The organism is Pseudomonas chlororaphis subsp. aurantiaca (genome assembly GCF_013466605.1).
Lineage (GTDB): Bacteria > Pseudomonadota > Gammaproteobacteria > Pseudomonadales > Pseudomonadaceae > Aquipseudomonas > Aquipseudomonas chlororaphis_I.
In genome coordinates this window covers 5,442,783-5,463,740 of sequence record NZ_CP059162.1, presented here as the reverse complement: position 1 = coordinate 5,463,740, position 20,958 = coordinate 5,442,783, and the positions used below count along the sequence as shown (strand labels likewise).

General features: G+C 64.8%; 20 protein-coding genes and 1 pseudogene. 8 read left to right on the top strand and 13 right to left on the bottom strand.

Annotated elements, in window-relative coordinates; all coding sequences use genetic code 11:
• Window positions 1-25 precede the first annotated feature (25 nt).
• Window positions 26-1,645 (bottom strand): FMN-binding glutamate synthase family protein, encoded by a 1,620-nt coding sequence (locus tag H0I86_RS24885; protein WP_180922539.1) that lies wholly within the window; start codon window positions 1,643-1,645, stop codon window positions 26-28.
• 129 nt (window positions 1,646-1,774) lie between these two features.
• Window positions 1,775-1,969: pseudogene (locus H0I86_RS24880) on the bottom strand (response regulator transcription factor); the annotation flags it as partial.
• 262 nt (window positions 1,970-2,231) lie between these two features.
• On the opposite strand from H0I86_RS24880, the gene H0I86_RS24875 reads away from it, so the two are divergent.
• The 4 genes from H0I86_RS24875 (at window position 2,232) to H0I86_RS24860 (ending at window position 4,391) form a co-directional block, all read left to right on the top strand.
• The gene (locus tag H0I86_RS24875; protein WP_009045397.1) at window positions 2,232-2,504 is read left to right on the top strand and encodes a type B 50S ribosomal protein L31; all 273 of its coding nucleotides are present in this window, start codon (window positions 2,232-2,234) and stop codon (window positions 2,502-2,504) included.
• 236 nt (window positions 2,505-2,740) lie between these two features.
• The gene (locus H0I86_RS24870; RefSeq protein WP_180922538.1) at window positions 2,741-3,175 is read left to right on the top strand and encodes an NUDIX hydrolase; all 435 of its coding nucleotides are present in this window, start codon (window positions 2,741-2,743) and stop codon (window positions 3,173-3,175) included.
• A gap of 27 nt (window positions 3,176-3,202) precedes the next feature.
• On the top strand, window positions 3,203-3,841 hold the full coding sequence (locus tag H0I86_RS24865) for a LysE family translocator (RefSeq protein ID WP_009050586.1): 639 nt from the start codon (window positions 3,203-3,205) through the stop codon (window positions 3,839-3,841).
• Between the two features lie 40 nt (window positions 3,842-3,881).
• Window positions 3,882-4,391 (top strand): GNAT family N-acetyltransferase, encoded by a 510-nt coding sequence (locus H0I86_RS24860; protein ID WP_180922537.1) that lies wholly within the window; start codon window positions 3,882-3,884, stop codon window positions 4,389-4,391.
• Between the two features lie 32 nt (window positions 4,392-4,423).
• On the opposite strand, the gene metR is transcribed toward H0I86_RS24860, so the two are convergent.
• Entirely contained in the window at window positions 4,424-5,341 is a 918-nt protein-coding gene (metR, locus tag H0I86_RS24855) for a transcriptional regulator MetR (RefSeq protein ID WP_009050584.1), read from the bottom strand.
• Window positions 5,342-5,449: 108 nt separating this feature from the next.
• Here metR and metE point away from each other — a divergent pair, with 108 nt between their 5' ends.
• Together metE and H0I86_RS24845 are read left to right on the top strand one after the other, a co-directional pair.
• Entirely contained in the window at window positions 5,450-7,762 is a 2,313-nt protein-coding gene (gene metE, locus H0I86_RS24850; RefSeq protein WP_180922536.1) for a 5-methyltetrahydropteroyltriglutamate--homocysteine S-methyltransferase, read from the top strand.
• Window positions 7,763-8,004: 242 nt separating this feature from the next.
• Window positions 8,005-9,039: an alpha/beta fold hydrolase gene (locus H0I86_RS24845; protein WP_180922535.1), complete on the top strand. Its 1,035-nt coding sequence runs from the start codon at window positions 8,005-8,007 to the stop codon at window positions 9,037-9,039.
• A 118-nt stretch (window positions 9,040-9,157) separates the two neighbouring features.
• Here H0I86_RS24845 and H0I86_RS24840 read toward each other — a convergent pair whose 3' ends face one another.
• Genes H0I86_RS24840 through H0I86_RS24815 form a run of 6 tightly spaced genes read right to left on the bottom strand, consistent with a single transcriptional unit; the run spans window position 9,158 to window position 16,462 of the window.
• Window positions 9,158-10,555, bottom strand: coding sequence for a sigma-54-dependent transcriptional regulator (locus H0I86_RS24840; protein ID WP_180922534.1), 1,398 nt, complete (start codon window positions 10,553-10,555; stop codon window positions 9,158-9,160).
• Window positions 10,552-12,339: a sensor histidine kinase gene (locus H0I86_RS24835; protein ID WP_180922533.1), complete on the bottom strand. Its 1,788-nt coding sequence runs from the start codon at window positions 12,337-12,339 to the stop codon at window positions 10,552-10,554. Before H0I86_RS24835 ends, H0I86_RS24840 begins: the two co-directional genes overlap by 4 nt.
• Window positions 12,336-13,463 (bottom strand): GNAT family N-acetyltransferase, encoded by a 1,128-nt coding sequence (locus H0I86_RS24830; RefSeq protein WP_180922532.1) that lies wholly within the window; start codon window positions 13,461-13,463, stop codon window positions 12,336-12,338. The genes H0I86_RS24835 and H0I86_RS24830 overlap by 4 nt, the downstream gene beginning before the upstream one ends.
• A gap of 14 nt (window positions 13,464-13,477) precedes the next feature.
• On the bottom strand, window positions 13,478-14,359 hold the full coding sequence (locus H0I86_RS24825; protein ID WP_180922531.1) for an alpha/beta hydrolase: 882 nt from the start codon (window positions 14,357-14,359) through the stop codon (window positions 13,478-13,480).
• Window positions 14,356-15,750, bottom strand: a complete 1,395-nt coding sequence (locus tag H0I86_RS24820; RefSeq protein ID WP_180922530.1) for an aspartate aminotransferase family protein — start codon at window positions 15,748-15,750, stop codon at window positions 14,356-14,358. Before H0I86_RS24820 ends, H0I86_RS24825 begins: the two co-directional genes overlap by 4 nt.
• Window positions 15,743-16,462, bottom strand: a complete 720-nt coding sequence (locus H0I86_RS24815) for an MtnX-like HAD-IB family phosphatase (protein ID WP_180922529.1) — start codon at window positions 16,460-16,462, stop codon at window positions 15,743-15,745. The genes H0I86_RS24820 and H0I86_RS24815 overlap by 8 nt, the downstream gene beginning before the upstream one ends.
• A 230-nt stretch (window positions 16,463-16,692) precedes the next feature.
• On the opposite strand from H0I86_RS24815, the gene H0I86_RS24810 reads away from it, so the two are divergent.
• Both H0I86_RS24810 and H0I86_RS24805 read left to right on the top strand, forming a co-directional pair.
• Entirely contained in the window at window positions 16,693-17,475 is a 783-nt protein-coding gene (locus tag H0I86_RS24810; RefSeq protein WP_038576226.1) for a MipA/OmpV family protein, read from the top strand.
• 171 nt (window positions 17,476-17,646) lie between these two features.
• Window positions 17,647-18,513 carry a fatty acid desaturase family protein gene (locus tag H0I86_RS24805; protein WP_180922528.1) on the top strand — a complete coding sequence of 289 codons (867 nt, stop codon included), beginning with the start codon at window positions 17,647-17,649 and terminating at the stop codon, window positions 18,511-18,513.
• A 124-nt stretch (window positions 18,514-18,637) separates the two neighbouring features.
• Here H0I86_RS24805 and H0I86_RS24800 read toward each other — a convergent pair whose 3' ends face one another.
• From H0I86_RS24800 to H0I86_RS24785, 4 genes are all read right to left on the bottom strand, one after another.
• The gene (locus H0I86_RS24800; protein ID WP_007927148.1) at window positions 18,638-19,036 is read right to left on the bottom strand and encodes a DMT family transporter; all 399 of its coding nucleotides are present in this window, start codon (window positions 19,034-19,036) and stop codon (window positions 18,638-18,640) included.
• Window positions 19,037-19,067: 31 nt separating this feature from the next.
• On the bottom strand, window positions 19,068-19,442 hold the full coding sequence (locus H0I86_RS24795) for a DMT family transporter (protein WP_038576231.1): 375 nt from the start codon (window positions 19,440-19,442) through the stop codon (window positions 19,068-19,070).
• Window positions 19,439-20,359, bottom strand: coding sequence for an arginase family protein (locus H0I86_RS24790; protein ID WP_180922527.1), 921 nt, complete (start codon window positions 20,357-20,359; stop codon window positions 19,439-19,441). Before H0I86_RS24790 ends, H0I86_RS24795 begins: the two co-directional genes overlap by 4 nt.
• Window positions 20,360-20,599: 240 nt before the next feature.
• Window positions 20,600-20,929, bottom strand: a complete 330-nt coding sequence (locus H0I86_RS24785; protein WP_162096444.1) for a GlpM family protein — start codon at window positions 20,927-20,929, stop codon at window positions 20,600-20,602.
• Between the last annotated feature and the right edge of the window lie 29 nt (window positions 20,930-20,958).

The window sequence follows — 20,958 nt, the reverse complement described above, 5'->3', positions numbered from 1 at the left end:
AGGGCAGGGCGTCGAGGGTGGCTGGTCAGGCCGCGGCTTCGCTGTTGGGCTCGAAGCTGTCGGCGCGCGCCAGCTGCCACATGCGCGAATAGAACTCGCCCGTGACCGCGCCGGTGAGCAGTTCGCCGGGCTTGAGGAACACATGCAGTTGCGAGAACAGCTTGATCTCGGTGGCCGACATGCGTCGCACCAGATGCTTGGCTTCCAGTTGCGACGGGTGATTCAAACCCGCGGCGGCAAGCATTTCGGCCAGGGCCTTGAGGGTGTTGCGGTGGAAACTGAACACCCGTTGCGCCTTGTCCGGCACCACCAGCGCCCGCTGGCGCAGGTTGTCCTGGGTGGCGACGCCGGTCGGGCATTTGTTGGTGTGGCAGCTTTGCGACTGGATGCAGCCGATGGCGAACATGAAGCCGCGCGCCGAGTTGGCCCAGTCGGCGCCGATGGCCAGCACGCTGGCGATGTCGAAGGCGCTGACGATCTTGCCGCTGGCGCCGAGCTTGATCTTGTCGCGCAGGTTCAGGCCCACCAGGGTGTTGTGCACGAACAGCAGGCCTTCGCGCATCGGCGCGCCGATGTGGTCGGTGAACTCCACCGGTGCCGCGCCGGTGCCGCCTTCCTTGCCGTCGACCACGATGAAGTCGGGGAGGATGCCGGTTTCCAGCATGGCCTTGGCGATGCCCATGAACTCCCACGGGTGGCCGAGGCAGAACTTGAAGCCAACGGGTTTGCCGCCGGACAGCTCACGCAGCTGCTGGATGAAATGCATCATTTCGATCGGCGTGGAAAAGGCGCTGTGGCTCGATGGCGAGATGCAGTCCTCGCCCATGCGGATGCCGCGGGTGTCGGCGATTTCCTGGGTCACCTTGTGCTTGGGCAGGATGCCACCGTGGCCGGGCTTGGCGCCCTGGCTCATCTTGATTTCGATCATTCGTACCTGTGGGTCCTGCGCCTGCACGGCGAAGCGCTCTGGGTCGAAACGGCCGTCGCTGGTGCGGCAACCGAAATAGCCGCTGCCCAGTTCCCAGGTCAGGTCGCCACCGTTTTCCCGGTGATAGGGGCTGATGCTGCCTTCGCCGGTGTCATGGGCGAAGTTGCCGAGCTTGGCGCCCTGGTTGAGGGCGCGGATGGCGTTGGCGCTGAGGGAGCCGAAGCTCATGGCCGAGATGTTGAACACCGAGGCCGAGTAGGGCTGCTTGCACTGCGGGCCGCCGACCGTGACGCGGAAGGTGCTGGGGTCGCTCAGGGGCGCTGGGCGCATGGAGTGGCCGATGAATTCGAAACCCGACTGGTAGACGTCGATCAAAGTGCCGAACGGCTTGTCGGCGCTTTCGTTCTTGGCCCGCGAATAGACCAGCGAGCGCTGGGCCCGGGAGAAGGGCAGGGCGTCGCTGTCGGACTCCAGCAGGTACTGGCGGATTTCCGGGCGGATGCCTTCCACCAGGTAGCGGATATTGCCCAGGATCGGGTAGTTGCGGCGCACCGCGTGGGGGCTTTGCAGCAGGTCGAAAATGCCCAGCAGGCTGAGCAGGAAAGTGACCAGGGTGAATGGCCAGAGCCAGTCATGTTCGAGAAAGGGCAAGCTGGCGAGGGTGAAAATCACGCAGGCAGCAAAGAAGGCGTAGCGGCTCAGGAGGGACAGGCTCATACGGTTTCCTTGGTTCGGACTCTATAGATTTCGTTTTTGGGTACTCATTCTTCTTGTGTGGCCAACGATCTTGTTGTTGTAGAGAACAGCCGTGGCACAGCAGCTGTGCGCACATGGCAGCTTCAGGCGTCAGGCATTCTGCGCCTGGAGAAAAATCGAAAACAGTTCGGGCTGGGACTTGATGCCCAGCGTGCCGTAGATGTGTTTCTTATGGACTTTCACGGTTTCGGCAGAGATTTGCAGCTTACGAGCGATCTCCTTGCTGGAGCAACCGCTGAGCATCAGGTGCCTGACCTCCAGTTCGTGGGCAGTCAATTGAGTGCCCTTGAGCCGTTGCAGCGAATCTTCCAGGCGATTGCGCCAGTTGCCCCCGGGCATTCGGCGAACACCCGCGGTGGCTGTTCGTTGCTGTTGCGCATAGTGGCGCCGGGGCCCGCCGTGGGCAAGCGTGAACGCCTGGAGCCAGGCGTTGCCGAGGTTGATAGACGATTGACAGCTTTCCTTATTGCAACTGGTTCTCGTTTATGGGATTAAACAATGTTACTGTATAACGAAATTCGGCCTTAGCTATCCCCTGGAGAATCCCATGAAAGCCAATATCCATCCCGCCTACCGCACCGTGCTGTTCCATGACACCGCCGCCGATGTGTACTTCCTGATCGGTTCCACCGTGGACACCGACCGCACCCAGCGTCACAGCGATGGCAACACTTACCCCTATGTCACCCTCGACGTCTCCAGCGCCTCGCACCCGGTCTACACCGGCCAGCAGCGCAAGACCCAGTCCGAAGGCCGGATCGCCGGCTTCAACAAGCGTTTCGCGTCGTTCGGTTCGTCCGGCAAGACCGGCAATGCTTGATGGCCATGGTCCTTGGCGCACAGCCGCTCGTTCCTGCCTCCCTGTAGGAGCGGGCGGCATCCTCTCGTCCATTCCCCTTTCTATTGCGGCCCACCCATGGAAGGCCTGAACGGCGTCGCTTCGTCCCGCCGCCCGAGGCGCCGGGTGTATTGAAAAAACAGCGGCCGACTGTGTCGTGACGACGCCTCGCCAGTCATGGGATCCTTGCCGCCTCGCGTAACCGATCCAGGTTTTTCATGACTCTTTCAAGTGCCACATCCCCCCTTATCCGTATCGCCGCGGCCCTGCTGATCGGCCCCGACGGCCGTACCCTGCTGGTGCGCAAGCGCGGCACCCAGGCTTTCATGCAGCCGGGCGGCAAGATCGAGCCGAGCGAGTTGCCGGCCCAGGCCCTGGCCCGTGAACTGGAAGAGGAACTCGGGCTGCATATCGACCCGGCCGACGCTCGTTACCTGGGACGTTTTTGCGCACCGGCGGCCAACGAGCCGGGTTTTGTGGTCGAGGCCGAATTGTTTCGCCTCGATCTGGACACCGACGAGGTCCGCCTCGCGGCGGAAATCGAGGAGGTCTGCTGGATCGATCCGGAGGCTGGCGACGAGCTCACCCTGGCCCCATTGACACGCGACCTGATCTTGCCGTTTTATCGCGCCTCGCAACTGGCCTCGGCCTGATTTTTCAAGGACAAAGGATTGCCCATCATGATTCCCCTTCACGACATGTTGATCTTCATCGCCGCGGCCTTGCTGATGGTGCTGACACCCGGCCCCAACATGATCTACCTGATCTCCCGTTCGATCTGCCAGGGCCGCCGGGCAGGCGTGACCTCGCTGGTCGGCGTGGTGGCCGGTTTCTTTGTCCACCTGTTCGCCGCGGCGATCGGCCTGACCGCCGTCTTCATGGCGGTGCCGGTGGCCTATGAAGTGCTCAAGTGGGTCGGCGCCCTGTACCTGATGTGGCTGGCCTGGCAGGCCCTGAAGCCGGGCGCGCGTTCGCCGTTCGAGGCGCAGCAGCTGCCGCCGGACTCGTCGCGCAAGCTGATCCTGATGGGCTTTCTCACCAGCGCCTTGAACCCGAAGATCGCGGTGTTCTACCTCTCGGTCTTTCCCCAGTTCATCAGCCCGGAACACGGTTCGGTGTTCACCCAGAGCATCATCCTCGGCCTGACCCAGATCAGCGTGAGCTTCAGCGTCAACCTGTTGATCGCGTTGTTCGCTTCGGGAATCGCCGCCTGGTTCGTGCACAACCCGCTGTGGCTGGCGACCCAACGTTATTTCATGGGCTTCGTGCTGGCCGGGCTGGCGGTGCGTCTGCTGCTGGAACAACGCCAGACGGCTTGATCCTTTCATTCACCCGCGAGCCCGGGGGCCCCGGCCAACCATGTCCATCCAGCACCTCGATGCCAGTCATGCCGCGGCCTACCGCGCGCTGATGCTCGAAGCCTATGAACGTCATCCGCAGGCTTTTACCTCCAGCGTCGCCGAACGGGCGGCGATGCCCCTGAGTTGGTGGGAGTCGCGGCTGAGCAGTCCGCTGGACCTGTTGCTGGGGGCTTTCGAGGACGGCGAACTGGTGGGCATCGTCGGGCTGGCGTTCGAGGTCCGGGACAAAGCCCGACACAAGGCCACGCTGTTCGGCCTGTATGTGGCGCAGCCTTATCGCCATGGCGGCCTGGGCTACCGGCTGGTCCAGGCGCTGCTGCAGGAGGCACGCCAACGCCCCGGGGTGCGGCTGGTGCAACTGACCGTCACTGCTGGCAATGACGCAGCCCTGGCGCTGTACCAGCGTTGCGGTTTCGTCCAGTTCGGCCTGGAGCCGCTGGCGGTGCGGGTGGGCGTCGAGTACTTCGACAAGCTTCACCTGTGGCGTGAAGTCGTCTCCCCCCTCTGAAGATCCCCGTTCCTCCAGGCTGACGCGGCTTTTCAACGCACCGCGCTGACCCCGTCCAGGGTCGAGAACGAGGTGTCCTTGGCGGTCAGCAGGAAGTCGCGCATATAGGGCGCGTCCAGCATGTCGGCGCGGATCGCCGCGTACAGCGTGGCGAACAGGCCTTTTTCCCCCAGGCGCTTGGCCTTCACATAACCCCGTGAGCTGTATTCATGCAGCGCCCAGTGGGGCATGCCGCACACGCCACGGCCGCTGGCCACCAGCTGCATCATCATCACCGTCAGTTCCGAGGTACGGACCTGGGCCGGCTCGATGTCGGCCGGTTCCAGGAAGCGGGTGAAGATATCCAGGCGGTCGCGCTCCACCGGGTAGGTGATCAGGGTTTCGCTGAGCAGGTCTTCCGGAACGATGTAGGGCTTGCTGGCCAGGCGATGCTGGTTGGCCACCGCCAGCATGGCTTCGTAGGTGAACAGCGGCACGTAGGTGATGCCCGCCAGTTCCACCGGGTCGGAGGTTACCACCAGGTCCAGGTCGCCGCGGGCCAGGGCCGGCAGCGGGGCGAAGGAGAAACCCGAGGCTAGGTCCAGCTCGACTTCCGGCCAGGCATCGCGGAACTGGTCGATGGTCGGCATCAGCCACTGGAAGCAGCTGTGGCATTCGATGGCCATGTGCAGGCGCCCGGCGGTGCCGCCGGCCAGGCGGGAGATGTCCCGTTCGGCGGCGCGCAGCAATGGCAGGGTGGCGTCCGCCAGTTGCAGCAGGCGCAGGCCAGCGCTGGTGAAGCGCACCGGCTTGGTCTTGCGCACGAACAGCGGCATGCCCATGCGCTCTTCCAGTTCCTTGAACTGGTGGGACAGGGCGGACTGGGTCAGGTGCAGGCGTTCGGCGGCTTCGACCAGGCTGTCGGCTTCGCGCAGGGCGTGCAGGGTCTTCAGGTGACGGATTTCGAGCACCAGGGTCTCCATGAGTAAATTTTGTGATCAACACGAAAAGGTTGAGTTTGTCTCATGTTGGCTTGGCTGTCGACAATAGCGCCATCTTTTACCGGGAGGAACCCGCTCATGGCCTTGGCCCACACCCTTGGTTTTCCGCGCATCGGCGCCGACCGCGAACTGAAAAAAGCCCTCGAAGCCTACTGGAAGGGCGACCTCGACCGGCAGGCGCTGCAAGACGTCGGACGCCAGCTGCGGGCCAGGCACTGGCAGTTGCAAAAGGACGCCGGCATCGACCTGCTGCCGGTGGGCGACTTCGCCTGGTACGACCAGGTATTGACTCACTCGCTGACCTTCGGCGTGGTTCCCGAGCGCTTCGACAGCAGCAAGGACGCCCAGGGCCAGCCGACCCTCGATACCCTGTTCGCCATGGCCCGCGGTGCCTCGAGTGGCTGCTGTGGCGGCGATCAGGCCAAGACCCAGTACGCCCAGGAATTGACCAAGTGGTTCGACACCAACTACCACTACCTGGTCCCGGAATTCAGCGCCGACCAGTCGTTCAAGCTGAGCTGGGAGCAACTGTTCGACGAGGTCGACGAAGCCCACGCCCTGGGCCACCGGGTCAAGCCGGTGATCATCGGTCCGTTGACCTACCTGTGGCTGGGCAAGGCCAAGGGCAACGATTTCGACAAGCTCGAGCTGCTGGAGCGCCTGCTGCCGGTCTACGGCGAAATCCTCAACCGCCTCAAGGCCCAGGGCGTGGAGTGGGTGCAGATCGACGAACCTGTCCTGACCCTCGACCTGCCGCAGGAATGGAAGAGCGCCTTCGAGCGGGCCTACCACATCCTCCAGTACTCGCCGCTGAAAAAGCTGGTGGCCACCTACTTCAGCGGCCTGCAGGACAACCTCGGGCTGGCCGTCGGCCTGCCGGTGGACGGCCTGCACATCGACGCCGTGCGGGCGCCGGAGCAACTGACCCAGGTGCTCGACCGCCTGCCGACCTACAAGATTCTTTCCGTGGGCCTGGTCAACGGCCGCAATGTCTGGCGTTGCGAGCTGGAGCAGGCGCTGCAGCAGTTGCAAGCGGCGCAGGAGCGTTTTGGCGACAACCTGTGGGTCAGCAGTTCCTGCTCGCTGCTGCACAGTCCGGTGGACCTGTCCCGGGAAGACCAGCTGGATGCCGAGCTGAAAAGCTGGCTGGCCTTCGCCGTACAGAAATGCGGCGAAATCTCGGTGCTGCGTGACGCCCTGAACGATCCGCAGGCCCCGGCGGTGCAAGCGGCCCTGGCCGCAAGCCGCCAGGTGCAGGCCAGCCGCGCGCAGTCGCCGCGGATCCACAAGGCCGAGGTCCAGGCGCGGCTCAAGGCGGTCAGCGCCGCCGACAGCCAGCGTCACTCGCCCTTTGCCCAACGCATTGCCCAGCAGCACGCTCGCTTGAAGCTGCCGGTGTTCCCGACCACCACCATCGGTTCGTTCCCGCAGACCGCGTCGATCCGCCTGGCGCGCCAGGCGTTCAAGCAGGGCAAGCTGTCGAACAACGATTACACCGACGCCATGCGCTGCGAAATCCGTCACGCGGTGCAGGTCCAGGAACGCCTGGGGCTGGACGTGCTGGTCCACGGCGAGGCCGAGCGCAACGACATGGTCGAGTACTTCGCCGAGCAACTGGACGGCTACCTGTTCACCCGCTTCGGCTGGGTCCAGAGCTACGGTTCGCGCTGCGTGAAACCGGCGGTGATCTACGGCGACCTGAGCCGCCCGAACGCCATGACCGTGGACTGGATCACCTATGCCCAGAGCCTGACCGACAAGGTGATGAAGGGCATGCTCACCGGGCCCGTGACCATGCTGATGTGGTCCTTCCCCCGCGAGGACGTATCCCGCGAGGTGCAGGCCCGGCAACTGGCGCTGGCCCTGCGCGATGAGGTGGTGGACCTGGAGCGGGCCGGGATCAAGATCGTGCAGATCGACGAAGCGGCGTTCCGCGAGGGCCTGCCGCTGCGCCGGGCGGACTGGCAGCCGTACCTGGACTGGGCGGTGGAAGCGTTCCGCCTGACCGCCTCTGGGGTGCGCGACGACACCCAGATCCACACCCACATGTGCTACAGCGAGTTCAACGACGTGATCCAGGCCATCGCCGCGATGGATGCCGACGTGATCACCATCGAGACGTCGCGTTCGGACATGGAGCTGCTGGAGGCTTTCGAGGCCTTCGACTACCCGAACGACATCGGCCCGGGGGTGTATGACATCCACTCGCCGCGGGTGCCGGACACCGCCGAGATGGTCAAGCTGATGAGCAAGGCGGTCCGGCGCATCCCCGCCGAACGCTTGTGGGTCAACCCGGACTGCGGCCTGAAGACCCGCGCCTGGCCGGAAACCGAAGCCGCCCTGGTCAACATGGTCGCCGCCGCCCGTCAGTTGCGTAACCTGCAGGCCTGACCATCCGAATGTATCCATAGCCGTTGTAGCCGCTGCCGCAGGCTGCGATCGGCCCGAAGGGACGTAGCGATCTTGAGTTCGCTGAAGGCCCTCCGGTCCTTATCGCAGCCTGCGGCAGCGGCTACAGGGTTTTATGACCACTCGGCAATCTTCATCAAACTGTCACGTAACTGTGGCAGCGCGCTCGATCAAAGTTCATCAGACTCGCGCTCTACTGGGTTTCTGCGTTTCGGTGTTTTTCCATGTGGGCAAGAGTGCTTTCAACGACCGTTTTCCTGGCCGCACTGCTGTTCGGCCTGCCGTCTCAGGCGGCGTCTCGCTGTGATGTCAACGTACCGACCCAAAGGGTCGAACTGGAGGAGGTGAGCCTGGCCTACCAGAGCATCGGCCGTGCCTCCGATCCGGCCCTGCTGCTGGTGATGGGCCTGGGCGGGCAGTTGATCCACTGGCCGGACGAGGTGGTCGTTGCCCTGTGCCAGCAGGGGTTCCGGGTGATCCGTTATGACAACCGCGATGTCGGCCTGTCTACCTGGCGCCAGGCACCGGCCAACGCCAACCTGACGTTCGAGGTGCTGCGCTACAAGCTCGGCCTGCCAGTGGCCGCGCCCTACAGCCTGACCGACATGGCCGACGACGCCCTGGGCCTGATGAATGCCCTGCAGGTCGAGCAGTTCCATGTCCTGGGCGCGAGCATGGGCGGGATGATCGCCCAGCACCTGGCGGCCATGGCGCCGCAGCGGGTCGAGAGCCTGACCCTGATCATGACCAGCTCCGGCGCCGAAGGCCTGCCGGCGCCCAACGCGGCGCTGGTGCAGCTGTTGTCGCGGCGCGGCGCGCCGAACCGTGAGGCGGCGCTGGAGCAACAGGCCGACCTGCTGGCCGCCCTCGGCAGCCCGCAGGTCATCGACGATCGGCAGGCGCTGCTGCACCAGGCGGCGGAGGCCTATGACCGTGCCTTCAACCCGGAAGGGGTGAAGCGCCAGATCATGGCGATCCTCGCCGAACCGAGCCGGGTGGCCCTGCTCAACCAGCTGCGTGTGCCGACCCTGGTGGTGCATGGCACCGCCGATCCGCTGTTGCCGGTGATGCACGGCGTACACCTGGCCGCGCATATCCAGGGCAGCCAATTGAAGCTGATCCCGGGCCTGGCCCATCGTTTCCAGGAAGCTTTCAAGGCGCCTTTGCTGGCGGCGGTGCTGCCTTACCTGCAAAGCCATCGCGAAGACATATCGCACTGGGCGCAGATCGATCCGCTGCCCGCGCCGAACCTGCTCTGACCTGGGCTTCCGCAGGAGCCAGGCTTGCCGGCGATGCAGGCAATGCGCTGTGTCTGGAGTACCGCTATCGCGGACAATCGAGCGTCGACCGGCTGCTCCTACAGAAGACGTGCGTGCATCAGCGAATGATCTTGTCGACCTGGATCCCGAGTTTCTTCAGGCGGTACCAGAAGCTGCGTTCGGAAATGCCGATCAGTTGCGCGGCGGCGGCTTGCACGCCGTTGCTCTGTTGCAGGGCGGCGAGGATGTAGGCTTTCTCCACTTCGGCCAGGGCTGCGTCCAGGTCGCTGGGCACGCTGAGGCTGTCGCCGGGCAGGGCGCTGGCCCCGGCGTTCACCGGCGGTGAGCTGAACAGATAACCCGGCAGGTCGCTTTCCTCGATCACCGCGCCCGCGGCGACTATGGTCGCGCGTTCGACGCAGTTCTGCAGTTCGCGGATATTGCCCGGCCAGGAATAATTGGCCATCGCCTGCAGGGCCTGCGGGCTGAAACCGGTGATGCGTTTGCCGGCGGTGGCGCCCAGGGTATGGGCGAAATGCCGGGCCAGGGGCGCGATATCCTCGACCCGCTCGCGCAGGGCGGGCAGGGGGATCGGGAAGACATTGAGGCGGTAATACAGGTCTTCGCGAAACTCCTTGTTGGCCACCGCCTCCAGCAGGTTCTTGTTGGTGGCGGCGATCACCCGCACATCGACCTTGCGTTCGCGCGGGTCGCCCACCGGTTCGATCACCCGCTCCTGCAAGGCGCGCAGGATCTTCGCCTGCAGGGCCAGCGGCATGTCGCCGACCTCATCGAGAAACAGCGTGCCCTTGTCCGCCTGCTGAAAGCGCCCGACCCGGTCCGCCACGGCGCCGGTGAAGGCGCCCTTGCGATGGCCGAACATTTCGCTTTCCAGCAGGCCTTCGGGGATCGCCGCGCAATTGACCGCGACAAAGGGTTTGTTGGCGCGGTTGCCGTGCTGGTGGATGGCCCGGGCGACCATCTCCTTGCCGGTGCCGCTTTCGCCGGTCAGCAGGATGGTGGCGTTGCTTTCGCGCACCGAGTCCACCGCTTGCAGGACCTGGCGGAAAGTCGGGCTGTCGCCCACCAGGCTGTCGAACTGCCGGTGCTCGTCGAGCTCGGCGCGCATGCGCTGGTTGTCTTTGAGGATGTCGCGAAACTGCAGGGCCTTGCTGACGGTGATGTCCAGCTCGTCGATGTCGAAGGGCTTGGCGATGTAGTCGTAGGCGCCGTTGCGCATCGACTGCACGGCGTTTTTCACCGTGCTGTAGGCGGTCATGACGATCACCGGGATTTGCGGGTAGCGCTGCTTGACCTCGGCCAGCAGCTGCGGGCCGTCCATGCCGGGCATGCGCCAGTCGCTGATCACCAGGTCGATCTCTTCCTGCTCCAGCACCTTGAGCGCATGCAGGCCGTTGCCGGCGGTGAACACCTGGATACCGTCCTGGCTCAGCGCCGAGGACAGCAGGTCGCAGAGTTTGGGCTCGTCGTCGACCACCAGCAGGTTATGCGTCATGGCTGGGCCTTTTGCTCATTTTCATCATCCTCTTCGTCATCCTCACCCTTGGCCGGAATGTACAGGCTGAAGGTGGCCCCGGCATCTATTTCGCTGCTGCATTCGATGTGCCCGTCATGGTTTTCCATGATCGAGAACACCTTGGCCAGGCCCAGCCCGGTGCCCGAGGCCTTAGTGGTGACGAAGGGGGTGAAGATGCGTTCGAGCATGTCCGGCTCGATGCCCTGGCCGGTGTCGGTGACCCGCAGGATGGTGTGTTCGGCGTCCTGGGCGATGCCCAGGGTCAGGCGGCCGCCCACGGGCATGGCGTCGATGGCGTTGAGGATCAGGTTCAGGCAGGCCTGCTTGAGCTGGCGGGCGTCGGCGTACAGGGTCGCGCCCGGCGCCTGGTCGTCGATCTGCGCGTCGATCTTGTGGCTGGCCAGTTCCGGCTCGCAGAAGCCGATCAGTTCCTCCACCAGCGGTCGCGCCAGCAGGGTCGAGCGGATCGGCGCGCTGGGCTTGGCGAAGTCGAGGAAGTCGGTGATCAGGTCGTTGATCCGGCTGACTTCGCTGATCACGTATTCCAGGTGGCGCTTGTCGCCTTCGGGCAGGTCCGCGCGGCGGTGCAGCAGTTGGGTGGCGGTCTTGATGATGCCCAGGGGGTTGCGGATCTCATGGGCCAGGCCCATGGCCACTTCGCCCAGGGCGTGCAGACGGTCGCGACGGCGCAACTGGGCTTCCAGGTGCTGCAGTTCGCCCAGGCGTTCGCTCATATGGTTGAAGGTGCTGCTCAGCTCCGCCAGCTCGTCGCCGCCAATCACCGGCACCCGTTGCCGGTAGTCACCGGCGATCACCGCCTGGACCCCCTTGGACAAGCCGCGCAGGGGCATGGTCAGGCGTTTCGACACCAGCCAGCCGACGGCCAGCGATGCCGCCGAGCTGAGCAGGAAGATCAGGATGAACAGGTTGCTCTGGTTGACCAGCCCCACCAGGCTGCTGTGGCGCAGCAGGCCGCTGAAAATCACTCCCACCAGTTCGCCGCTGTCGTTGAAGATCGGCCGGTACAGCCCGCTGTAGCGGCTGGTGAACTGCTCCGTGGGCTGGCGGGTGTCGCGCAGGATGTTCTCGATCTTTTCCGGCACCTGGGTCGGGTGGTCCTCGAAACGCTGGGTGGCGAAGATCTCGGCGAAGTCGCTGGCCTTGGCCAGGTACAGGCGCAGGTCGAGGGAATGCACGTCGGCCACGCTGGTGAGGAAGCTGGCGTCCAGGTAGGTGGCGATCAGCAGTTGGTAGTCGATGCCGTCGAGGGTGGTCTGGAAGGTCGAGACCACCGCGCCGGTGGCCACGCCGCCGACCTGCAGGGTCTGCAGCACGGCGTTGTGGGCCAGGCTGATCTGCCCGACGACATCGTCGGCGGCGGTGCTGAACACCACCTGGTGGTCGCGCTTGCGGATCAGCGCCACCACATCGATACCCATGGAGTCGGCGATGTCGGCGGTGAGCTTGTCGTGCTTGGCCGCGTTGCGGTCGGTGGGCGGCTTGGCATAGCGCAGGAACAGCTGGGCGATGCGCGCGTTGTCGTGCAGGGTCTCGGTGATTTCGTCCTCGACGATCTTGGTCGATTCCTGCAGCCAGATGCGCACGTTGCTGTCGAAGATCTGCGACAGGGTGGTGGCCGCCAGCTCGGCGGCGATCATCGTGGGGATCACGCTGACCATCCAGAACGCCAGCACCAGCTTGCGCTGCAGGCTCCAGCGGGAGATGGCGAAAGGGCGAGGGGGGCGGCGGTCTTTTCTGGTCATGAACTTTCGCTTAGTGCAACGGCCATGGCGGGGTCGGTGCGATCCGGCCGGAGAACATATTTCAGCCCTTTGAGCAGGGTGTCGAGCAGCGGGTTGCGATGCTGGAAGAACAGGCTGTTGCCGGTGAAGCTACAACCCAGGCGCAGCTTGCTGGCATAACCGGCCTGGCCGCATTCGTAGAGCGCGATCCGGTGCTGGATACAGTAGTCGACATTGGCCATCCAACTGCGCAAATACAGGTTGTGCTCACGGCTGATCTCCAGGTCGTGGGCGAAGAATTTGTCGATCAACCGGTCCTCGTCCAGCAGCACCAGGTTGAAGGCCACCAGTTGTTGGTCGACCCAGTACAGCACACAGGCGGCCCGTTCCCCCAAGTGCTGGAGGATACCGGTGAAGTAGGGCGCGGGTAAGCGTTCGAATTGCAGGTCGCTGCGCCGCAGGGTGGCTTCATACAGGCGCATGACCTCCGGCAGGACGTCGTCGATGTTACGCCGCCATTCGATCCGCGGCCCGGGCGCACGCAACTTGCGGCGCAGGTCCTTGCGCGTGGATTTGCCCAGGGTGCCGAGGTAGGCATCCAGCGAGCCGAAGGGCACCGGCAGCAGGGCGCTGGGCAGGCTGGGCATGGCCTGCAGGCCGAATGCCTGGCAGCTGGCGGCCCATTGCCGGTCCTGGCTGGCGGCATCCTTGACCGCCAGCAGGCCGATGCCCTGGGCGTCGGCGTCGCGCCGGGCCAGGTGCAACAGCTGCCCGAGCAGGGCCTGGCGGCGCACCGCGGGGATATGGCTGGCGGTGCCGGCGTGGCATTGTTCGGCTACCGGCGAACCGATGGCGTACAGCGGCAGTTGCAGCAGCCCCGGCCACCAGCGTTGCAGGCGTTCGCCCAGGCGCTTGGCCGGGCCCGAGACGGTGGTGTCCAGGCGATAGCGAGTGATGAAGGCCGGGCCGGCGGCCACCAGCTTCTCGTCTTCGAACACCGCCAGGTAGCGCCAGGTGAAGTCCTCGATGCCGGCGTCCTGTACTGCCAGGTAATAGTCCCAATCCTCCAGGGCACCGGGAAAACAGTCGTTCCAGGCGTTGCGGTCGATGGCCTGGATGCTCGAAAAGACTTGGCTGGTGATCACATGCGGTCCTTGAATCAGGCGAACTGGCGCAGGTCTTCGTACACCGCGGGCCGCGGGCCCGCCTGACGTTCGATGAAGTCCGCGCTCAACTCCACCACCCGGCGGTACTGCAGGTCGACGGTGATCATGTGGTAGCAGTTGTCGAGCAGTACCTTGACCACCGGGCCGCCGAGCTTGCGCTCGACATAGTCGGCGTTCCAGCGGCTGGTGATGTCGTCCTCGATGGAGTGCAGCACCAGCGCCGGGGTGGTGATCGACGGCATGCGTTTTTTCACCACCGCGTTCATCCGGTGCAGCTCGCGCACGGTCACCCCTTCCATGGTCAGCAGGCCGGCACTGCTGCTTTCGCCGGCCTTCATCTGCCGCTCGACCACCGCCCGCAGGCGCTTGTTCTTGATGCCGTACGGCGGCTTCTCCTCGAAGCTGCAGATATGCACGCCGAACGGAATCTTCATCAGCAGCGGGGTGAGGAACGCCAGCTTGTTGATGCTCCAGCCGTCGTACTTGAGGGTGGTCGAGTACATCAGCAGGCCGCTGACCTGCCCCGGGTGTTCCGAGGCCAGGTACATGGACATGACGGCGCCCATCGACAGGCCGCCGACGAACACCTGCCGGTGGCGTTGGCGGATGCCGACGAAGGTCCGGCGCACGCCCTCGTACCAGTCCTGCCAGCCGGTGGCCTGCAGGTCGGCGTTGTTGCCGCAGTGCCCGGCCAGGGTCGGCACGTACACCGTGCAACCGGCCTTGGCCAGGCCGGCGGCCACCCGACGCAGTTCCGTCGGGGTGCCGGTGAGGCCGTGGATCAACAACACCGCGACCTCGCCATTGCCGAGGATGAAGCCGGCGTCGCCCTGGCCCAGGTCGATGCCGGCGCCCAGATCGATCTGCGCTGTCATCGTTTCATGGCCCGGTCCAGCAGACGGTCGAGCAGGGCGATGCCGAGGTCGATCTCCGCGTAGCTGATTTCCAGCGAGGGGGCCAGGGTGATGACGTTCTTGTAGTAGCCGCCGACATCGAGGATCAGCCCCAGGCGCTGGCCATTGATCTCGATGTCGCCCTTCATGCCTTCCTCGACCATGTAGTCCAGGGTCGCCTTGTCCGGGGTGAAGCCGTCGCTGGTGCAGATCTCGCAGCGCAGCGCCAGGCCCAGGCCGTCGACGTCGCCGATGATCGGGTAGCGCTTTTGCAGGTCCTGCAGGCCTTCCAGGAAGTACTTGCCCTTGTCCATGACCATCGCGCCGTAGTCGATCTCGCTGGTCATCTTGAACATCTCCAGGCCCACCGCGGTGCCCAGCGGGTTGGAGGCGAAAGTGGAGTGGGTCGAACCCGGCGGGAACACCTTGGGGTTGATCAGTTCTTCGCGGGCCCAGATGCCGCCCAGGGGGTTGAGGCCGTTGGTCAGGGCCTTGCCGAAGACGATCACGTCCGGCTTGACGTCGAAGTGCTCGATCGACCACAGCTTGCCGGTGCGGTAGAAGCCCATCTGGATCTCGTCGACCACCATCAGGATGCCGTGCTGGTCGAGCACATGCTTGAGCTCGCTGTAGAAGTTCATCGGCGGGATCACGTAGCCGCCGGTGCCCTGGATCGGCTCGACGTAGAAGGCGGCGTATTCGCTCTGGCCGACTTTCGGGTCCCACACGCCGTTGTATTCAGTCTCGAACAGCCGGGCGAACTGCTGCACGCAGTGGCTGCCGTACTCTTCCTTGGTCATGCCCTTGGGGCCGCGGAAGTGGTAGGGGAAGGGAATGAAGTTGGCGCGCTCGCCGAAGTGGCCGTAGCGGCGACGGTAGCGGTAGCTGGAGGTGATCGACGAAGCGCCGAGGGTACGGCCGTGGTAGCCGCCCTCGAAGGCGAACATCAGGCTCTTGCCATTGCTGGCGTTGCGCACGACTTTCAGCGAGTCCTCGATGGACTGCGAGCCGCCGACGTTGAAGTGCACGCGGCCGTCGAGGCCGAACTTCTTCTTGGCATCCACCGCGATCATTTCCGAGAGCTCGATCTTGCCCTTGTGCAGGTACTGGCTGGCGATCTGCGGCAGGGTGTCGATCTGTTGCTTGAGGGCATTGTTCAGGCGCGGGTTGGCATAACCGAAGTTCACCGCCGAGTACCACATCTGCAGGTCGAGGTAGGCCTGGTCGCTGGTGTCCCAGACGTAGGAGCCCTCGCAGCGGCTGAAGATCCGTGGCGGTTCGATGTAGTGGACGGTGTCGCCGTAGGAGCAGTACTTGGCTTCTTTTTCCAGAAGCACCTGGTCTTCTGCGGTTGCGATACGAATGTCAGACATGATGGAAGAGTTCCTGAGTGGGTACGCAATGTTCGGTGGTGTTGTCGAGGGCGAAGGCGCCGGCGTTGGCCGCTTCGTTGGGCAGCAGGGCCAGCAGGGCCGGCAGTTCGGCGAAGGAATCGAAAGTCGCGTGGGGGATGGCGTTGCGTTGGCAGTACTCGGCCAGGCGGCCCTTGGCGAAGACGAAGTCGGCGCTGGCGGCCACGCACATGTCGGACTGGCCGTCGCCGATCACCAGCACCCGCTTGCCCTTGGGCGTGGATTTGCATTTGCAGTTGCCGGACGCGGCGCGGCAGGCGTCGCTGGCGTGCGGGAAGTCGATGCGCCAGCTGCGCTGGTCGACCTGGCGCAGGCGGTTGGCGAGGATCGGCAGCAGGCTCACGTAGTGGCGCGCGAGGATCCGCGCGATGCCTTGCTCGATGCCGTCGCTGACCACTTCCAGGGACGCGCCCAGGCCGATCACGTGATCGACGAAGTCGGGGAAGTCCGGATCGATCTCGACGCTGTCGAAACAGGCGAGCAGTTCGGCGGGCGAGGCCTTGACCAGCGCCAGTTGGCGGCTGAGGCATTCCCGGGAGCCGATATGGCCGTCCAGCCATTGTTGCTCGATGTCTTCCCAGCTCGGGTCGGCGAAGCGTTGGAGGACGTTGTCGATCACGTCGGTGCGGGTGATGGTCCCGTCGAAGTCACACACGATATGCCAGTGCATCATCTGCAGTTACCTGTTGGAGAGGAGCGCACTTTGCGCATGCCAGGCACTGGAGCAGGGACTGTGCCAACTGCCTTCGGCCCAGGCGGGCCGGGCTTTGCGCAGGAAAAAGGCGTTTGGTGGGGTGGCTGGAGCTACAAATTTTGTAGCTCGCTACAAACAACATCAGTGCTTGCAGGGAGGGGGCGGGGTGGTGATTGATGCGCGCATCTTCACTCCAGGAAACCCGCGCCATGTTCAGCTTCACACGCTCCGCCCTGCTTGCCGTCCTGCTGTCGCTGGGGGCTGCCTGCGGGGCTTTCGCCGAGGAGGGGGGCCAGGATGGATTGGGCGGTTCGCTGGGCCTGGGCATCGGCTACCAGCCCCATGACCCCAGCGGCAGCCGGCATGACACCGTGCCCTTGCCCTATGTCGATCTGGAGTGGGGCGATGTCAGCCTCGACACCGACGACGGCCTGACCTGGGATGCCTTCAAGGGCAATGGTTTCAGCGCCGGGCCCTATATCAACTATTTGCCGGGACGCAACGCCAACGGCTCGCTGCGCGGCCTGCGGGACGTGCCGAACATGGCCGATGTCGGCGGCTACATCCAGTACGCGCCGGACGATTTCTGGCGCCTGTTCGCCTCCATCGGCAGCGCGGTGGCCGCGGGCGAGGGCCAGGGCGGCCTGCTGGGCAAGGTCGGCGGCGAAATCGGTTATCCCCTGGGCCTGGGGATCATCGGCAGCAACAACCTCACCGCGCATTTCGCCGACGCCCGCCAGACCCAGACCTTCTTTGGCATCAGCGACGCCGAGGCCCAGGCCACGGGCATCGGCCGCTACAGCGCCGGCGGCGGCTTGCAGAACCTGACCCTGACCCAGAACCTGCAGGTGCCCCTGGGCGGCAACTGGTCGTGGATGACCAGCGCCAGCTGGATTCACCTGACGGGCTCGGCGGCCGACAGCACCCTGGTGCGCGAGCGCGGCGAAGTGAATCAGGGCCAGGTCCAGACGGCCCTCAGCTACCAGTTCTGATGCCAGCGCGGGCGATTTCTGTAGGAGCGAGGCTTGCCCGCGATCCAGGCACCGCGCAGTGCCTGAAACACTGCCTTATCGTTCATCGCGGGCAAGCCTCGTTCCTACATGGGAGGAATTGGTCCACCCTTTGCACTGGCAGCCATGAACCCACTTTTCAGGAAGTTCTTCATGGCTCGTCCCGCTTATCGCCTGCTGGCCCATTCGTTGTGGGACATCGTCCCGATCCTGATGGCCCTGGCGCATTTTTCCTTCGTACTGTGGCTGGTGCTGGCCTTTCACAGCCTGTCCTGGTGGGTGATCCTGCCGGCGGCGCTGCTGTATGCGGTCAGCCTGTCGTGGAGTATCAACAGCATCTCCCACAACCAGATCCACAACGCTTATTTCAGCCTGCCCTGGCTGAACCGCGCCTTCGACCTGCTGCTGTCGGTGACCATCGGTTTTTCCCAGACCCTGTACCGCGATATCCATAACCGCCATCACCGCGGCAACTCGGATCGGCCCGGCCCGGACGGCACCACGGTCGACCCGCTGTCGATCTACCTGCATGGCCGCAACGGCCAGCCGGACAATGTCTGGGCCTACACCTTCCTGAGTTTTTTCCGCGACGACCCCAAGGCCATCTACCAGGAAATGCAGCGCAAGCGCCCGGCGGACGCGCGCTGGGTCAAGGTGGAAATAGTCATGACGGTGCTGGGCTATATGGCGCTGGCGGTGTACGACTGGCATGCGCTGCTGGTGCTGCTGCCGTTCTGGTACCTGGGGCAGTCGCTGTCCTCGCTCAACGGCTACTACGAGCACCTGGGTGGCAACCCGGACCTGCCGATCGCCTGGGGCGTGAGTTCCTACAGTCGGCTCTACAACCTGATCTGGATGAACAACGGCTATCACGCCGAGCATCACTACCGGCCGAAGATGCACTGGACCCGGGTCAAGGCCTTCCACCGCGAGATCCGCGAGCAGCAGCGGGCGGCAGGGGTGAAGGTGATCCCGCTGGCCCATGGCCTGGGTTTTCTGCTGAAACATCCGAAGCACTGACGCCCGCGTACCTGTAGCCGCTGCCGCAGGCTGCGGTAAGGCCCGGAGGGCCTTCAGGCCCTCAAGAGCAGCCCCCCCCTTCTCGGGGGCGTTCGCAGCCTTCGGCAGCGGCTACAAAAGCCTTTCAGGCTTCCTCGCCCTCGGCCAGCAGGGCGATCCCGCCGACTATCACCAGCACCCCGACCCAGTGCAGCAGGCTGATCTGCTCGCCCAGGCCCAGCCAGGAGCCGAGCAACACCACCACGAACACCAGCGAGCTCAAGGGGAAGGCCAGGGACAGGCTGCTGCGCCGCAGGATCAGCATCCACACGAAGAAGGCGCCGATGTAGCAGGCGATCGCCAGCAGCACCCCCGGGTTGACCGCCACCGCGGCCAGCCATTGCAGGTTGAAATCCATCTGGCCTAGCTGGTCGCCACCGACCTTGGTGGCGATCTGGCCGGCGCTTTCGAAGCCGATCAGCAGGGCCCAGAGCACCAGGGTGCCGAGGCGGCCATGGAGCCAGCCGTGAGTCTGTGCAGTCATACCATCTTTCCTTGTGAAGCGTTGAGGGGGTTCAGGTGCTGGCGACGCACACCAGCATCACGCCGAGGGTGATGACCAGGGTGCCCAGCCAGCGCCGGCGGCTGACGTTCTCGCCGAGGATCAGCTTGCCGGCCAGGACCACGCCGCAATAGGCCAGGGCCGCCGCCGGGAACAGCAGGCTCAGCGGCGCGCGGGACAGGGCTTCGAGCCAGACGAAAAACTCGATCACATAGGCGCCGATGCCGCACCACAAGAGCGGCGCGTTGAACACCTGGCCCCAGAAGGCGTTCAGGCGAAAACCGCCTTCCAGTTCCGGCAGGCGGTCCAGGCCGAGCTTGAAACAGAGCTGGCCGATCACGTCGAGGACGATGGAGAAAGCCACCAGCAAGACTACGGTCAGGGTCACGGGAACAGCTCCTCGAACAGCGCCATCAGGGCTTCGTTGGTGGTCGCATTGCGCAGCAGGTCGGCCTCGCTCCAGCGTTCGGCCGGCGGTTGGTCGGAGCGCGCTTCCCAGCGCTTGAAGGCGTTGCTGAAGGCCGGCGCGGCGAACTCGCCACAGACGTCGATACCGAGGATGCGCTTGCGCGCCGCCAGGCTGCGCAGGGCTTGCAGCAGGTGGCTCAGGCGCATGCCGCCCTGGTCCCAGTTGGTCGCGGCGTCGGCGCTGGCCAGCACGTCCTTGTCGATAGTGATCCAGATCGCCTGGGTCGGCAGGCTGTCGATCATCTGCTCGAGGAAGGCTGGCCAGTCGAGCCCGGCCAGGTTGCGCCAGTGCAGGTGGCTTTCCTGCTGCTGGTGCCCGGCGCCGTCGCCGACCCGACCCCAGACCTTGGAGGGCGCATGCTGCCAGGGAAACAGCTGCAAACTGCCGCGTCGCAGCGCCTTGAGGTTGCCGCCGCGCAGCTGCGGGTTGTGCAGGTCGTCGCTGCACGGCCCGAGGGTGACGATGCGCTGGATATGCGGCAGTTGCAGCGCCCGGTTGACCCAGGAACCGCAGTGCCGGCGCGGCGCGAAGCGCACCCAGTCGGGGTGGTTGTCGAAGTGGATCAGGCTGACCGGCTGTTGCAGGTCGGCCAGGAAGGCCGGGGTCAGGTGGTGGTAGTCACCGGAGCCGACAAAGAAGATTTCCGGCTGCGGGCCGCTGTGGGCGGGCCTTTGCCGCAGGCGTTCGGTGAAGTGGCGGTAGGTGCGTTCGGTGGACCAGAGCCGCAGTTTCGGGCCCAGGTCCAGCAAGTCCAGGCGTCGCGCCTGGCCGCTGCGCAGCCGGCGCATGACAGGCTCCTGGGCGGTCAGGCTGTGGTCGAGATCGAGAATGTTCAAAGCAGGATTTACCCATGGCAGCGCCCCTCGAAAAAGCCGGCGTCACAGGTCGCAAACGCAGGCAGAGCGGGCTTTACAGAGTAAATGCAAGGGACGGGCCAGGGCGCTGGACGGCACCTGTAGCCGCTGCCGAGCCCGCGAGGCTGCGATCGCCCTCGCAGGGGGAGCAGAGGCCTTGAGATCGCTGAAGGCCTTCGGCCTTATCGCAGCCTGCGGCAGCGGCTACAGAGGCGAGGGGGGTCAGGCGTGCACGCGCACCCAGACGCTGACCAGCACGGTGGCGGCCATCAGCCAGGCCACCGCGGCCACCGCCAGGGAGGCTTCCAGGCGCAGGCGGTCGACCATCACGTAGAGGGTCGCCAGGTACACGAAGTAGGGAATGATCGACCACATGCCGAAGACGATGGTGGTCTTCAGGTCGTCGATGGAACGGCCCTTGCCGACGATGTAGTGGGCGATCAGGGCGAAGGTCGGGAACAGCGGCACCAGGCCGGCGATGTAGTAGTTCCTGGTCTTGGCCAGGGCGGCGAGGATCACCACCACGGCGGCGCCCAGGCAGGCTTTCAGCAATAAATCCACGGTACTTCTCGCAGATGTCG